The 13,527-nt window shown below is 64.6% G+C and carries 10 protein-coding genes; 6 read left to right on the forward strand and 4 right to left on the reverse strand.

Annotation, left to right across the window (positions count from 1 at the left end; translation table 11 throughout):
• Positions 1 to 3: 3 nt before the first annotated feature.
• The 4 genes from CXK91_RS07790 to CXK91_RS07805 are packed head-to-tail and all read left to right on the forward strand — an operon-like array spanning position 4 to position 4,505.
• Positions 4 to 1,131 carry a transglycosylase SLT domain-containing protein gene (locus tag CXK91_RS07790; RefSeq protein ID WP_103455608.1) on the forward strand — a complete coding sequence of 376 codons (1,128 nt, stop codon included), beginning with the start codon at positions 4 to 6 and terminating at the stop codon, positions 1,129 to 1,131.
• Positions 1,128 to 2,507 carry a flagellar hook-associated protein FlgK gene (flgK, locus tag CXK91_RS07795; protein WP_103455609.1) on the forward strand — a complete coding sequence of 460 codons (1,380 nt, stop codon included), beginning with the start codon at positions 1,128 to 1,130 and terminating at the stop codon, positions 2,505 to 2,507. Before CXK91_RS07790 ends, flgK begins: the two co-directional genes overlap by 4 nt.
• Positions 2,508 to 2,543: 36 nt before the next feature.
• Positions 2,544 to 3,452, forward strand: coding sequence for a flagellar hook-associated protein FlgL (gene flgL / locus CXK91_RS07800; RefSeq protein ID WP_103455610.1), 909 nt, complete (start codon positions 2,544 to 2,546; stop codon positions 3,450 to 3,452).
• Positions 3,453 to 3,467: 15 nt separating this feature from the next.
• Positions 3,468 to 4,505 (forward strand): hypothetical protein, encoded by a 1,038-nt coding sequence (locus tag CXK91_RS07805; RefSeq protein WP_103455611.1) that lies wholly within the window; start codon positions 3,468 to 3,470, stop codon positions 4,503 to 4,505.
• Positions 4,506 to 4,572: 67 nt separating this feature from the next.
• Here the strand turns inward: CXK91_RS07805 and CXK91_RS07810 are convergent, their stop codons facing one another.
• Complete coding sequence (locus tag CXK91_RS07810; protein WP_103455612.1) at positions 4,573 to 5,751, reverse strand: lactonase family protein; 1,179 nt, start codon at positions 5,749 to 5,751, stop codon at positions 4,573 to 4,575.
• Positions 5,752 to 5,880: 129 nt separating this feature from the next.
• On the opposite strand from CXK91_RS07810, the gene CXK91_RS07815 reads away from it, so the two are divergent.
• Positions 5,881 to 7,038: an acyl-CoA dehydrogenase family protein gene (locus CXK91_RS07815; RefSeq protein WP_103455613.1), complete on the forward strand. Its 1,158-nt coding sequence runs from the start codon at positions 5,881 to 5,883 to the stop codon at positions 7,036 to 7,038.
• Entirely contained in the window at positions 7,035 to 9,821 is a 2,787-nt protein-coding gene (locus CXK91_RS07820; RefSeq protein ID WP_103455614.1) for a response regulator, read from the forward strand. Before CXK91_RS07815 ends, CXK91_RS07820 begins: the two co-directional genes overlap by 4 nt.
• On the opposite strand, the gene CXK91_RS07825 is transcribed toward CXK91_RS07820, so the two are convergent.
• Genes CXK91_RS07825 through CXK91_RS07835 form a run of 3 tightly spaced genes read right to left on the reverse strand, consistent with a single transcriptional unit; the run spans position 9,784 to position 13,345 of the window.
• Positions 9,784 to 10,005 (reverse strand): hypothetical protein, encoded by a 222-nt coding sequence (locus tag CXK91_RS07825; RefSeq protein WP_044314010.1) that lies wholly within the window; start codon positions 10,003 to 10,005, stop codon positions 9,784 to 9,786. The two genes, CXK91_RS07820 and CXK91_RS07825, sit on opposite strands and share 38 nt — an antisense overlap.
• On the reverse strand, positions 10,002 to 11,129 hold the full coding sequence (locus CXK91_RS07830) for a PepSY-associated TM helix domain-containing protein (RefSeq protein WP_103455615.1): 1,128 nt from the start codon (positions 11,127 to 11,129) through the stop codon (positions 10,002 to 10,004). Before CXK91_RS07830 ends, CXK91_RS07825 begins: the two co-directional genes overlap by 4 nt.
• Entirely contained in the window at positions 11,129 to 13,345 is a 2,217-nt protein-coding gene (locus tag CXK91_RS07835; RefSeq protein WP_103455616.1) for a TonB-dependent receptor, read from the reverse strand. The genes CXK91_RS07830 and CXK91_RS07835 overlap by 1 nt, the downstream gene beginning before the upstream one ends.
• Positions 13,346 to 13,527: the final 182 nt, after the last annotated feature.

The following is a 13,527-nucleotide window of genomic DNA, read 5'->3' on the forward strand; positions in this document are numbered from 1 at the left end:
GCCATGAGCATCGTTTCCCTACCGCAACACATCAACGTCATGCGCTCGCGCCCCGATGGCCCGACGGCGGCGCGCCGTCAGCAACTGGAGATGGTTGCCGAGCAGTTCGAGGCCATGTTCCTGCAGCAGATTCTCAAGCAGATGCGCAAGGCTGGTGACGTGTTATCGGCCGGCAACCCGACGCGCAGCCGTGAACTGGACACCATGCGCGACTTCTACGACGAGGTGCTCGCCGAGACCCTGGCCGGCAAGCGTCAGACCGGGATTGCCGACATGCTGGTGCAGCAGCTCTCCGGTGGGCTGGACGGCACCGCGCCCGCGCCTGCAGCGCTCGGTCTGGCGACGGGCGCGAGCACGCAGTCGGTTGGCCAGCATGCCCTGCGTGGTACCTGGCAGCGCGGCGTCGATGCCCTGGACAGCGCCTGGGCGGCGGGCAAGGCCGGTTTTCGGGCACTGGTGGATAGCGTCATCAAGCACGAATCCAGCGGCAACGTGGCGGCTGTCTCGCCCAAGGGCGCTCGTGGCCTGATGCAGCTGATGCCCGGTACCGCCCGCGACATGGCCGCCGAACTCGGCCTGCCTTTCGATGAAGCGCGCCTGACCAGCGATGCCGAGTACAACAAGCGCCTCGGCAGCGCTTACCTGAACAAAATGCTTGATCGCTACGACGGTCACCAGGCACTGGCATTGGCGGCCTACAACGCCGGTCCCGGCAAGGTCGACGAGTGGCTGAAGAGCCACGGTGATCCGCGTCGTGGCGAAATCGATGCGGCTAGTTGGATACAGAAGATTCCCTATCAGGAAACCCGCAACTACACGCGCAACATCCTCAAGGATCTGCAGGCCGCCAACAGCCAGGAGCATGCACCACAGGCCGCGCTTCCGTCGCAGCCAGCGCGCTGGCCACAGGTAGTGCAGGTCAGCCTGGCAGCATCCGAACGCCTGGGCCAGGCGCAACCGCTGGCGATTACGCAGGGCAAGGGATTCAGCGCTGTGCAGCCATTATCAGCGACGCTTAATACCACGCCCGCTGCGGTCGCCTTGAATAGACAGCAGCCGGTTGTCGCCCGTCATCTATCGGTGGCGTTCGCGCAACCGATCCGGATCGAGTCGAAGGAAGTCCTGTCGTGAGTATCTTGAGTCAGATTGGCTACAGCGGTGTGCGTGCTTCCCAGATCGCCCTGACGGCGACCGGGCAGAACATCGCCAACGTCAAAACCCCCGGGTTCAGCCGTCTGGCCCCCGAGCAGCATTCGGTTGCCGGCCAGACCGCGACCAGCATCGGCGGTGGCGTGCAGGTCAGCAGTATTCGTCGGCTGTCCAACGATTTCCAGAATCAGCAGCTCTGGCGCGCCAGCACCGACAAGAATTATTACGGCACCAGCCAGCAGTATCTGACGGCGCTGGAAGGCCTGATCCACAGTGAAGGCTCCAGTGTCAGCGTTGGCCTGGACAACTTCTTCGCCGCGCTCAGCGAAGCCAGCTCGACCCCCGAGTCCATCGCGTTGCGTCAGCAGATCACTGGCGAGGCCAAGCAACTGGCGCAGCGCTTCAACGGCCTGAACGGCAACATCGGCACCCAGCTCAATGCCCTCCAGGGCCAACGGGTGGCGATGGTCAGTGAGATCAACGGACTGTCCGGCAACATCGCCGAGCTGAATGCCGAGATCCTGAAAATGGAATCGGCTGGGCGCGATACCGCCACGCTGCGCGACTACCGCGAGAACCTGATCAAGGACCTCAGCCAGTACGCCGGCATCCGCGTTCAGGAAGTGGCCGACGGCACCCTGACCGTATCGCTGGCCAATGGGCAGCCGCTAGTCGCGGGCACCACGGCCGGCCAGTTGCGGGTTGAGCAGAACCTGGCCGGTGAGCAGGAACTGACCCTGGTGTTCGCCAAGACCTCTTTCCCCCTGGTGCAACAGGGTCTTGGAGGCTCGCTGGGCGCGCTCTACGACATGGAATACGGTGCGCTGCGCCCCGCCCAGGCGGACTTGCACGATATGGCCGCGGCCCTTGCCCAGATGGTCAACGATACCCTGGCCGGAGGCTTCGATCTGAATGGCAATCCGGGCCAGCAGCTGTTCGTTTACACCCCCGGTAGCACCAGCGGCTTGCTCGCGGTGACCACACTGAGCCCGGAACAGCTGGCCTTCTCCTCCGCCGGCCAGAGCGGTACCGGCGAAGTCGGCAACAACGAGAACCTGCTGGCGCTGCTGGAGCTAAAGTCGGCCAAGGTCAACGTGGCTGGCAGCGACGTTCCGCTCAATGACGCCTACGCCGGTCTGGTTGGCCGCGTGGGTAGCGCCAGTCGGCAGAACAAGGCCGATTTGGCCGCCGCCACGGTCGTCGCCGAGCAGGCCCAGGCTCAGCGCGACAGCGTCAGTGCGGTGAACCTGGACGAGGAAGCCGTCAACCTCATGGCCTACGAGCAGGCCTACCAGGCCAACATGAAAGTCATCAGCACTTCCAACGATCTGTTCAACGCCGTACTGGCGATGTTCTGAGCACCCGCCGCCCGATTCGACTGACGAGAAGACACCATGCGCATTTCCAACGCCCAGATCACCGCGATGATGCACGGCTCGCTGAACAACAGCTCCGAGAAGCTCGGCAAGCTGATGCAGCAGATGGCCAGCGGCGAGCGCATGCTGGTGCCATCCGACGACCCGATCTCCGCGGTCCGTGTATTGCGTATCCAGCGCGAGGAGGCGAGCCTCACGCAGTACCGCACCAACATCGCCAATGTTTCCGGCAACCTGTCCAAGCAGGAGGCCAATCTAAAAGCGGCCTCCGACAGCATGCTGAGCATTCGCGATTTGCTGTTGTGGGCCGGCAATGGCAGCAACACCGATAAGGACCTCTCAGCCATCGCCAACGAGCTGGAATCGCTGGAAAACACCGTGCTGAGCTTCGCCAACGTGCGTGACGAGGAAGGCCGCTATCTGTTCTCCGGCACTCGCTCCAACCAGCCGGCGGTCGCACTCGTCGGTGGCGCCTACGTGTTGCAGGGCAACGACCAGCATCGCCAGGCGGCAGTGGCCAATGGCGTGCTGGTGGAGGAGAACGTCACCGCGTCGCAGATATTCGGCGCTGATGTGGGCATGCTCAACGAGCTGCGCGCGCTGGTGCAGGTGCTCAAGGATCCGGCGCTGGATTCCACCGATCCGGCAGTGCGCGCACAGATCACGGCGACCATGGACAAACTGGACACCACTCAGAGCAACCTGCTCGGCGCGGTCACCGATCTGGGCGGGCGACAGAACACGCTGATGTTGCTCAGTAGCAGCAATGAGGATGTCTCGCTGGTTAATCAGAAGATCGACGGTGAGTTGTCACGGCTGGATTACGCCGGTGCCAGCATTGACCTGAACAACTATCAGCTGTCGCTACAGGCCACCCAAAAGACTTATCTGAAGATCAACGGCCTGTCCCTGTTCGGGATGCTCTGAGGCGAGGAAGCATGAATGAAAATTGGTAAGCAGCTACCCGCTGTTTCCGCGATCAACCCCCAGGAGCGCCGCCAGACGCTGGTGCCGGACGCGCCTGCGGTGTCGCGGCGAGCGCCCGTGGTGGGCGATGCCTTGCATGCCGAAGCTGGCACCAAGAAAAGCACCAGCTTCAGCTTGCAACTCAACCAGCAGCTGTCCTCCATGCAGTCGGCGGAAAGTTATCTGAACGACCTGCACAGCCGGCTCTCGCAGCTCAAGCTGAGCCTCAGTCGCGAAATCAGCTCGCCGACGTCAAGCAGCGGCCCGGACGCGATTCGTCACGCCATGCAGGAAGTCGAGCAGTTGCTTCGCGAGCGGAGCAAGCGTTCGGCTAATTCCCTGGATGCCACGCTGAAGCTGCGTCTGAGCGAGCCGGTGCGCAGCCGTTTCAGTCTGCAGGGGCTCGAGTCGCTGGAGGCGATCCGCCAGTCCGGGCGCGAAACGCTGCTTTTCAGTGGCGGTCGGCAGCTGGCTGAACCGGTGGCCGTGGTGCTGGACGACGACATGGGCGACGAGCAGATACTGCGGCGCTTCAACGGCAGCCTGGGCCAGGCCGGCATTCGTGCCGAGCTTGATGACAGCGGTCGGCTCAAATTCTCTGCCCGTGAGAGCGACTGGCAGCAGCTCAAGGATCAGTTGGCCGTGCAGGGTGAAGACAAGCTTTTCGCCAAAGGCCGGTATCAGCGTGTGCAGAGCAGCGAAGAGCAGCTGCTGCGCTTCCCCGAGGACCCGCCGCTGGACTCGCTGCGCGAATTACGACGCATGCTCGATACGGTAGTCGCGGGGTTGGAAAAGGTCGGTGCACTGCGCGAACAGCTCGGTCAGCGGCAGCGCGAGATTCGAGAATTCCTGGCGCGGCAAGCCGATGTCGACGAGCAGCAGTGGGCCAAGGACTTTTCGCACTCGGTGTTCAATCTCATGCAGCGCAGCCCATCCAGCTATGCCGCCGTCACCCAGACGGTAGTGGCGCAAGCCAATATCAGCCGGTTCGCCGTGGTCAGCATGTTGTCCTGAGCGTGCCCCTGATTCAAAGCCCGCACGACCGCCTTTCTAGGGCTTGCCCCATGGGAGGGGGCTTGCCCTACTGTAGAAACTTGATATCGGACGGGCGCTCGACAAGCAGCGTTTGCAGCTTATCGCCGAGTTTTCCGCTGTTCGGATCACGACCAATCACCACGAGGCTGTCGCTCAGCTGGTTGGCCACGAGTATGAAGCGCCCGTCGGGTGAAATGGCGAACTCCCGTGGTTCGCGACCTTCGCTCGGGCGGCGCTGGATTTCCCGCAGGGCGCCGTCGCTGTCGATAGCGAAGACGATGATGTGGTTGTAGTCGCCGCGGTCGCTGACATAGAGGAAACGGCCATCGGCCGAGGTGTGGATCGCCCCCGGTGAATGACGCACCTCGCTAGCGGCATCCTTCAGGTCCAGCAGTTGCCGGCGGATCAGGGTGCCGTCCGTGTAGTCGAAGCTCGCCACTTGGGCGCTTAGCTCGAGGGCGAGATAGGCGTGCTTGCCATTGGGGTGGAAGACCAGATGGCGCGGGCCGCTGCCCGCTGGCAGCTCAATGCTGGCGGGTTCGTCGGGTTGCAGGGGACGTTCGGCATTGCGCGGGTCGTAGCGGTAGACGAATACCTGATCGGCGCCCAGGTCGCTGACCAGCAGGCGCTTGTCGTCCGGGCTCGGTACGGCGGAGTGCACATGCGCCGCCTGCTGCCTCTCGGGGTGCACGCCGCTCGACTGATGCGCGAGAAGCTGCGTGACCGGCAGTGGCCGGCCATCCTCGGCCAGCGGTATCACCGCCAGGCTGCCGCCCGGGTTCGGTCGCGCCCCGTAATTGCTGATGAACAGGTAGCGCCCGTCATGGCTGAGGCTGGCATGGGTCGGTTCGTCGCCCAGGCTGATGTTCTGCCCGATCAGCTGGTGCTCGCCGCTGCTGTCGAGTTGCCAGGCGCTGACACGACCGACCGGGTCGGCGTGCGTTGGGCTGTTCTCGTTGGTGGCATAGAGGCGCCCGCGCTGCTCGTCCAGCACCAGCCAGGAGGGATTGTGGCTGGCGAGGGTCTGCAGCGGTTGCGGGTCGATCCGACCTTTCGCCGGATCGAAGCGCAGGCGCAGAACGCCCGGGCTGTCGCTGTCGTGCGTGTAGCTGCCGATCAGGATGTGCATGTCGTCGGTCTCAGCTCGCGCGCCGGCAGACAGCGTCGCGCCGATCAGCAGAGCGAGAGCGAGGCGAAGCAGTACGGGGCGTTTGCGCGTGGTCATTGATGTCATGCCACTATGACCACCGTGGGCGGCCAACGCTCCCGAAGACGTTGTTCGAACAATACCCGACTGTCAGGGTCTGATATGCACCTGGGCGGACGCCAGCCACCCGCGAATTCAGGAAGATTCATGGACCACTTGCTACCCGTTCAGCTCGTCGAATTGCAAAACGTCGCCGCCGATCTGGCTGAAACCGTCATTGCGCCGCTGGCGGCCGAGGTCGATGCCAACTGCCGCTGGCCCGCCCATTCGCTGCGAGCACTTGGCGACGCCGGGCTGCTCGGGCTGCAGGTGCCAAGCGAACTGGGCGGCCTGGGGCAGGGGCTGCTGGGCTTGTGCGTGATTACCGAAACCATCGCCCGCGCCTGCCCGTCGTCGGCGCTGTGCTACGGCATGCATTGCGTGGCGACCGCGGTGATCGCGGCCAAGGCCACCGAGCATCAGCGCGAACACTACCTGCGGGAGATCGCCGCGGGACAGCACATCACCACGCTGGCGCTCTCCGAGCGGGGTACCGGCGCGCATTTCTACCTGCCGGAAACCCGTCTGGATGCCGACGGCGAAGATTTCCTGATCGACGGTACCAAGCAGTTCGTTACTAACGGCGACCATGCTGACTCCTACGTCGTGTCCACCGTCGCGGCGGGCGCCGAGGCGGGGGATTTCAGCTGCCTGATCGTCGATCAGGGCAGTGCCGGCATGCACTGGCTCGAGCCCTGGGCCGGCTTTGGCATGCGTGGCAATTCCTCGCGGCCGCTGCAGCTCGATCGCGTCCGGGTGCCGGCGAGCAATCTGCTCGGCGAGCCGGGCGATCAGGTCTGGTACGTGTTCGAGGTGGTCGCGCCGTTCTTCCTCATGGCCATGGCCGGCACCTATCTGGGCGTTGCCCAGGCGGCGCTGGACGAGGCGAGCCTGCATCTGCGCTCGCGGCATTACAGCCATTCCGGCGAGTCGCTGCGGGATGTGGAAAGCCTGCAGATCCGCTATGGCGAACTCTGGACCGAGCTGGTCAAGACCCGCGCGCTGGTGCGCGAAGCCGCACGCCGGGGCGATGGCGCCCACCCCGAGGCGTTGTCGTTCATCCTGGCGTGCAAGGCCGATGCGGCGGAGACCGCAGTGCGTCTGGCCAACGAGGCGATGACCCTCTGCGGCGGCGCGGCCTATCGCGAGAACAGTCGTGTCGCCCGTCTGCTGCGTGACGCGCGGGCCGCGCACGTGATGACCCCCACCACCGGCCTGCTCAAGCTCTGGACCGGTCGCAGCCTGCTGGGGCTGCCGCTGCTATGAGCGAGCTGCTGCTCGATCAGATCGCGCTGCTGGAGGCAGGCGATGCCGCGTTGCGCGAGCAGATCGACAGCTGGGCGGCCGCCCACGGTCTGCAGGTGCGCAGCCTTGATCCAGGCGCGTTGCTGCCCGATGAGAACGAGCCGGCGCTGGTGCTGCTGGCGCCCGGTCTGCAACGCCCGGTGGCGCAGGCCCGGCAGCTGCGCAGTCGCTGGAAGGCCACCCAGTTGCTGTTCCTCAGCGATGAGGCGGGCGTCGACTCGCTGCACCGCGAGCTGGGCCCGGCGCCGTTGCTCGGGCCTCACTGGTCGATCGTCACCCTCGGCTCCAGCGCGCTGGCGCAGCTTGATCAGGCCTTGGCCAGCGTGCGGCGGCGGGCGCGCCTGCGCACCACGTTGGCGCAGGCCAACGCGATGGTCGATGGCGGCCAGTTGAGCAAGCGTTCGTCACCCACGGCAGAGCTCTATCTGCATCATTTCATCGACGCGGCACGCGACGCCATCGTCGGTCTCGACCGCGCCGGGGCGGTGCTCTACTGGAGCGCCGGTGCCGCTGAGCTGTTCGGCCTGGGCCGTGGCGAGGTGCTACGCCGTGCGGCGAGCGGGCTGCCGTTCTGGAGCGACGAGCTGGGCCAGGCCCTGGCGCAGGTCCAGGATTGCGACACGACGCTGACCCTGCAGCATGAAGACGCGGATAACGGGCGAACGCTGGAGATCGTCGTCGCCGCCGTGTGTTCTGCGGATGGCGCAGTGGTGGGCGCGGCACTGACCTTGCGCGATGTCTCGGCGCTGGTCGCGGAGCGTCGCGCCAACGAGCTGCATGGTCGTCAGCTCAGCGAGGAGCGCGCCCACCTGCAACGGCTTTTCGACCAGGCGCCGGGCTTCATCGCCATCACCGAAGGGCCGCAGCACGAGCTGAAGATCGCCAATCGCGCCTTCCACCAGCTGGTCGGCGCCCGCGAGCTGCTCGGGCGTCCGGCGCTCAAGGCGTTTCCGCAACTGGAAAGCCGCGCGCTCTCTGACTTGCTACAGCAGGTCTATGTCACCGGGCGGCCCTATATCGGCCGCGACATCGCCGTGCGCGTGCGCCCGCAGGCCGGCGGTAAGGCCGAGCGTCACTATGTGAATTTCATTTTCCAGCCGGTGTTCAGCGAGGACGAGCAGGTCAGCGGCATCTTTTGCCAGGGCCATGATGTCACCGCCCAGGTGCTGGCGCAGCAGGCGCTGCAGCGCTCCAGCGAGCAGCTGCAGGAGCTGGTCGAGGAGCGCACCCGCGAGCTGGAACTCAGCCGCCAGGCGCTGTATCAGTCGCAGAAGCTCGAGGCCATCGGCAAGCTCACCGGCGGCGTGGCACACGACTTCAACAACGTGCTGCAGGTGATCGCCGGTAATCTGCAATTGCTGCAGCCGCTGGTGGAGGCCAACCGTGGCGCGGCGAAGCGGGTCGATGCGGCCAGCTCCGCCGTCGAGCGCGGTGCCAAGCTGGCGCGGCAACTGCTGGCCTTCGCCCGTCGGCAGCCGCTGCGCCCGCAGCCGACCAACCTTAGCCGGCTTTTGCGCGACCTCGACGAGCTGCTGCGCCAGGCGTTGGGCGAGCGCATCGAAATCGAAACCGTGGTGGCTGGCGGGCTGTGGACGACGATGGTCGACCCGAACCAGCTCGAACAGGTGGTGCTGAACCTGGCGATCAATGCCCGCGATGCCATGCCTGATGGGGGCAAGCTCACCCTGGAGCTGGGCAACGCCATGCTCGACGAGCACTACACCGGTACCCAGATCGACGTCGCGCCAGGGCAATACGTGTTGCTGGCGGTGTCGGACACAGGCGTTGGCATGCCCGCCAACATTATCGAACAGGCCTTCGAACCGTTCTTCACCACCAAGCCAGAAGGGCAGGGCACCGGGCTGGGGCTGAGCATGGCCTACGGCTTCGCCAAGCAGAGCGGCGGGCATATCCGCCTGTACAGCGAACCGGGTGCCGGCACGAGCGTGAAGCTCTACCTGCCGCGCACCGAGCAACCCGAGGTACAGGCGCAGCCATCCACCGTCGGGCCGGTGGTGGGCGGCAGCGAAACCATCCTGGTGGTCGAGGACGATCTGCCGGTGCAGGCCACGGTGATCGAGCTGCTCACCGGCCTCGGCTATTCGGTGCTGCGCGCCAACGATGCGCAGAGCGCCCTGAGCATCCTGCAGAGCGGCCTTTCCATCGACCTGCTGTTCACCGATGTGGTCATGCCGGGGCCGCTCAGCAGCACCGAACTGGCGCGCCAGGCTCGCGTGTTGCTGCCGGATATCGCCGTGCTGTTCACCTCCGGCTACACGCGCAATGCCATCGTGCATGGCGGGCGCCTCGATCCGGGCGTGGAGCTGCTGAGCAAGCCCTATCGGCAGGAAGACCTGGCGCGCAAGGTGCGCCAGTTGCTGGGCACGCAGCACAGCGACGACAAACCCGTCGAGCAGCAGTGGGTGATGGTGGTGGAGGACCAGCCGCAACTGCTGGTGCTGGCCTGTGAGATGGTCGAGGAGCTGGGCTACCGCGCCTGCGGCTATCCGAATGCTGAAGCGGCCGCGCAGGGGCTGCACGAACAGCGCTTCGATCACCTGTTGCTGGACGTCAATCTGCCGGGCCGATCAGGCCCCGACTTCGCCGCCGAGGCCTTGCGAACCCAGCCATGGCTGCGGCTGGTATTCGTCTCCGGTGAAGGGCGTATCGAAAGCAACCTGCCGGCGCGCTCGCTGCCCAAGCCGTTCAGCTTCGACCAGCTCGCCGAGATCCTGCAGGGGTAAGGGCCTCGCCGCGTGCCTGGGGGCGGGCGCCGCTGCGCGACAAGCCATGCAGGCCGATGGCGACGGGCGCCGCCAGGGCCAGCCAGCTCAGCCAATCGCCCGCGCCTTCGGACACCAGCCCGGCGATCAGCCCGAGCATGGACAGCACGCCGATCAGCACCGGCCACAACCAGATGCGCATCATGAGCGTACCTCCGTCGTGCCGCGCTTGATCCACAGGTACAGGCCGCTGCCCAGCACGACGATGGTGAGGATATCCAGCAGCCCCCATAGAATCTTCAGCGGCAGGCCGCCGTAGTCACCGAAGTGCAAGGGTTCTGAGAGCTGCAGCGCAGTGACGTACCAGGGCCGGGCGCCGGCTTCGAGCACCTCGCCATTGGCCGGGTCGACCAGCAGCGCCTGGGTCAAGCGGGAAGTCAGCGGCGTGTCGCCGCGCAGGATCACCGCGACGTGCTCCGGCGTGGCGCGCAGTGTGCCGGGGTAGGCAATCATCGACACTGCCATGTCCGGCGCCGCAGCCAGCACGCGATCGACCGCAGTCTGCAAGGAGCCATCAGCGGCAGGCGCATCACTGGCATCGGTGGCCAGCAGTACCCGCGTTTCACCGGCTTGCAGCGCGGCGACCTGTTCGGCCTGCCAGGCCTGGAAGATCAGGTCCGCCCAGGTATTGATCACTCCGGTGAAGCCCACCGCCAGGGCCCACACCAGGGTGACGATGCCGAGCAGGTTGTGCAGGTCCAGCCAGCGGGTGCGCGGCGTGCGTTCCTGGCGCACCTCGCCGAAGCGCAGCTTGCGCATGAAGGGCGCGTAAAGCACCACGCCGGAGACGATCGCCACCATCAGCAGCAGGCCCATGAAGCCGAGAAACAGCTTGCCGGCGAGCCCCGCGTAAAGGTCGACGTGCAGGCGGTACATCACGCTCATGAAGCCTTCGTCGAAGTTCGGCGCGCCGAGCACCTCGGCCGTGCGGGCATCGGAGAGGATCAGGGTCGATTCGCTTTCATCGGTGTCGACCCGGGTATCGAGCTTGACGTACCAGACATCCGGCGCGTCTTCCTCGGCGAAGAAGTACAGCGGCACCAGACCGGGGTAGGCCTTCACAGCTTCGGCCGCAACCCGGTCGACCGCAGCGCGCGGCGTGCCCTCGGGCATCGCCGGCGCCTCGATCTCGTTGCCGGTGAGGTGATCGATCTCGTGGGAGAAGATCAGCGGCAGGCCGGTCAGGCACAGCATCAGGATGAACAGCGTAGAGACGAGACTGGACCACTTGTGGACCCAGCCCCACCGCCGCAGGTTGACTGCCTGCATCAGAAGTCGACCGTAGCGCTGACCGAGAGCGTGCGCGGGGCTCCGAGGACGAGGTAGTTAGAGCCCGGATAACCGCCGGTGGAGGCCCAATAATCGCGACCGGTTGCATTGTCGAGCCCAGCCCGAAGCGTAACGTCGCGGTCTTCGATGGTCATGCTGTAGCGTGCACCCAGATCCAGGCGGGTCCACGATGGTAGGCGGAGGTCGTTGCTGGCGCTGGCATACTGCTTGCCGGTATGCACCACCAAGCTGGTCAGCGTTAGCCCCTGCACACCTGGCACGTCCCATTCGCCGCCGAGGTTGGCCTGCACCTTAGGAACGCCGATGGCATCGTTGCCGTCGTTGGCACCGTTGAGGGTCTTCTTCTGCTCGGCATCCAGCAGGGTCACGCCACCCAGCAGGCGCACGCCGTAGACGGGCTCGCCGAACATCGATAGCTCTATGCCACGGTTGCGCTGCTCTCCGCCCTCGCGGAACACCTGGTTTTCTACGATGCCGAACGGTCGCTCGGTGTTGAACACCGCGATACTTCCACCCAGGTGGCCGCCGTCGTACTTGAGGCCGATTTCGGTTTGCTTGGCAACGTAGGGTGCTAGCGAGGTTCCGGCGTTGAGCACGGGCAGGTCATTGGCGCTCGCCGCTGCGGTATCGCCTTTAGTCAGCCCTTCGATGTAGTTCGCGTAAACCGAGAGCTCGTCGGTCAGTCTGTACACAACTCCCGCAACGGGAGTGACTTCATGGTCATCGTACTGGCCGCTGCGATCACCGGTTTGCGAGGAATAGTTCTTGACCTCAATACCCTGCCAACGCGCGCCGAGAGTGATCAGTAGACGATCATCCATAAACCCCAACGTGTCGGCTAAAGCCATGCTTTTTGTATGGATTCGTTCTGTAACATGCGGATCCGAGAGGTCTCCCCCATCGTAGGTAACGGTTGTGGGCAGTGCCGCATCGAACGGGTCGTAGAGGTTACCGATCACGGGAGCATAGAACTGATTGGCCCCTTTCTCTCGCGAGTTGAACATCGCCGCCGACGCCACGAGCTGATGCGAGACCGCCCCCGTTTGCAGGCGCATGCGTAAGCCGGCTTCGCTGGTGAATACGCTGTCTTCGCGATAATTGTCGAAGCGCGAAGCCGTGGTGGTACCAGAGGCCGTCGCTCGAGGGTTGGCCAGGCGATTTTGCTCTTCACCCTCCCGCACGCCAGCGGCCAGCCACCCTGTCACAGCATCGGCAAAGTCGTATTCGGCGCGGAAGGTGCCAAACGTCTGCTTCTCTTTCGAGTAGGTCCAGGATTGGGCGAAGTTATCGTCCGCATCTGGAGCGCTGGGCAGGCCGCCGTTGGGCGTCACGCTGGGGCGTGGATTGTCGATGAAGTGATACTGGTGGCCGATGTCTGCCGACAAGCGTAGACGGTCACCTTGGTAATCCAGACCCAATGCGAACATATCCAGCGTCTGGTCTTCTTCCTCAACGCCGGTCTCGCCGGCGCGCTTGGCTGCATTAAGGCGAACGCCGAACTGGTTCTGCTCACCAAAGCGGCGGCCCAGGTCGGCGGCAATCGTGCCCTGACCGCCGGAGCTGGCGCCAAACGTCATGCGCGTCAGTGGTTCGTTAGGCGCGCGCTTAGGCAGCAGGTTAATAGCACCACCAAGCCCGGTGCCACCCGGTGCGGCGCCATTGAGAAAGGCGCTAGCACCACGGAACACTTCCGCGCGTTCGATGAACTCTGCCGCCACATACTGGCGCGGCAGTAGGCCATAGAGTCCGTTATAGGAAATGTCATCGGAATACAGTGGGAAGCCGCGCACGACATACAGTTCCTGCATGTTGCCGAAGCCCCGCGCCACACGTACTGAAGGATCGTTCTGCACGATGTCAGACACGCTACGGGCCTGCTGGTCTTGAATCAGCTTGGAGGTGTACGACGTCGAGGTGAACGGTGTCTCCATATAGTCCTGATTGCCCAGGATGCCGACTCGTCCGCCGCGAGCCACCTGCTCGCCCGCATAAGGCTGGGTCAAGCCGTCGGCGGAGGCGTCCGCGCTGGCCGTGATTTCCACTGACTCCAGTTCTACCGGCTCGGAAACCTGGCTCGTCGCCGGAGCGTTCTGGGTCGGCTGACTCTCCTGAGCCATGAGCGGCGAACCCGTGAAGCTGGCGGCGAGGCATATGGGCAGCAGTGCGGTTTTACGCGGAAAGCTAAGAGTGGGCATGGGACCTGACCGGGCGTTGAGCGTGGCTGTGGCGGATAAAGGCACGGTGAGGACTTTCGAGTGCGTGCCATCTGAGAGCCACTATCATATTTCAACAATAATAATTCGCAACATCATTCCGCCTGTTGGCACGCCTTCGAAAAGTGCCGCCGCCTGACGCTGTGGTCTAGCTCAACAGGTCA

Origin of the sequence: Stutzerimonas stutzeri, from assembly GCF_002909485.1 — a bacterium.
Lineage (GTDB): Bacteria > Pseudomonadota > Gammaproteobacteria > Pseudomonadales > Pseudomonadaceae > Stutzerimonas > Stutzerimonas stutzeri_AH.

What these genes read in the sequence shown, in the direction of transcription:
- CXK91_RS07815 (WP_103455613.1), top strand. Translation starts at nt 5,881, where the DNA reads ATGGACCACTTGCTACCCGTTCAGCTCGTCGAATTGCAAAACGTCGCC.
- CXK91_RS07830 (WP_103455615.1), bottom strand. Translation starts at nt 11,129, where the DNA reads ATGCAGGCAGTCAACCTGCGGCGGTGGGGCTGGGTCCACAAGTGGTCC.
- CXK91_RS07835 (WP_103455616.1), bottom strand. Translation starts at nt 13,345, where the DNA reads ATGCCCACTCTTAGCTTTCCGCGTAAAACCGCACTGCTGCCCATATGC.
- CXK91_RS07820 (WP_103455614.1), top strand. Translation starts at nt 7,035, where the DNA reads ATGAGCGAGCTGCTGCTCGATCAGATCGCGCTGCTGGAGGCAGGCGAT.
- CXK91_RS07790 (WP_103455608.1), top strand. Translation starts at nt 4, where the DNA reads ATGAGCATCGTTTCCCTACCGCAACACATCAACGTCATGCGCTCGCGC.
- CXK91_RS07825 (WP_044314010.1), bottom strand. Translation starts at nt 10,005, where the DNA reads ATGATGCGCATCTGGTTGTGGCCGGTGCTGATCGGCGTGCTGTCCATG.
- flgL (WP_103455610.1), top strand. Translation starts at nt 2,544, where the DNA reads ATGCGCATTTCCAACGCCCAGATCACCGCGATGATGCACGGCTCGCTG.
- CXK91_RS07810 (WP_103455612.1), bottom strand. Translation starts at nt 5,751, where the DNA reads ATGACCACGCGCAAACGCCCCGTACTGCTTCGCCTCGCTCTCGCTCTG.
- CXK91_RS07805 (WP_103455611.1), top strand. Translation starts at nt 3,468, where the DNA reads ATGAAAATTGGTAAGCAGCTACCCGCTGTTTCCGCGATCAACCCCCAG.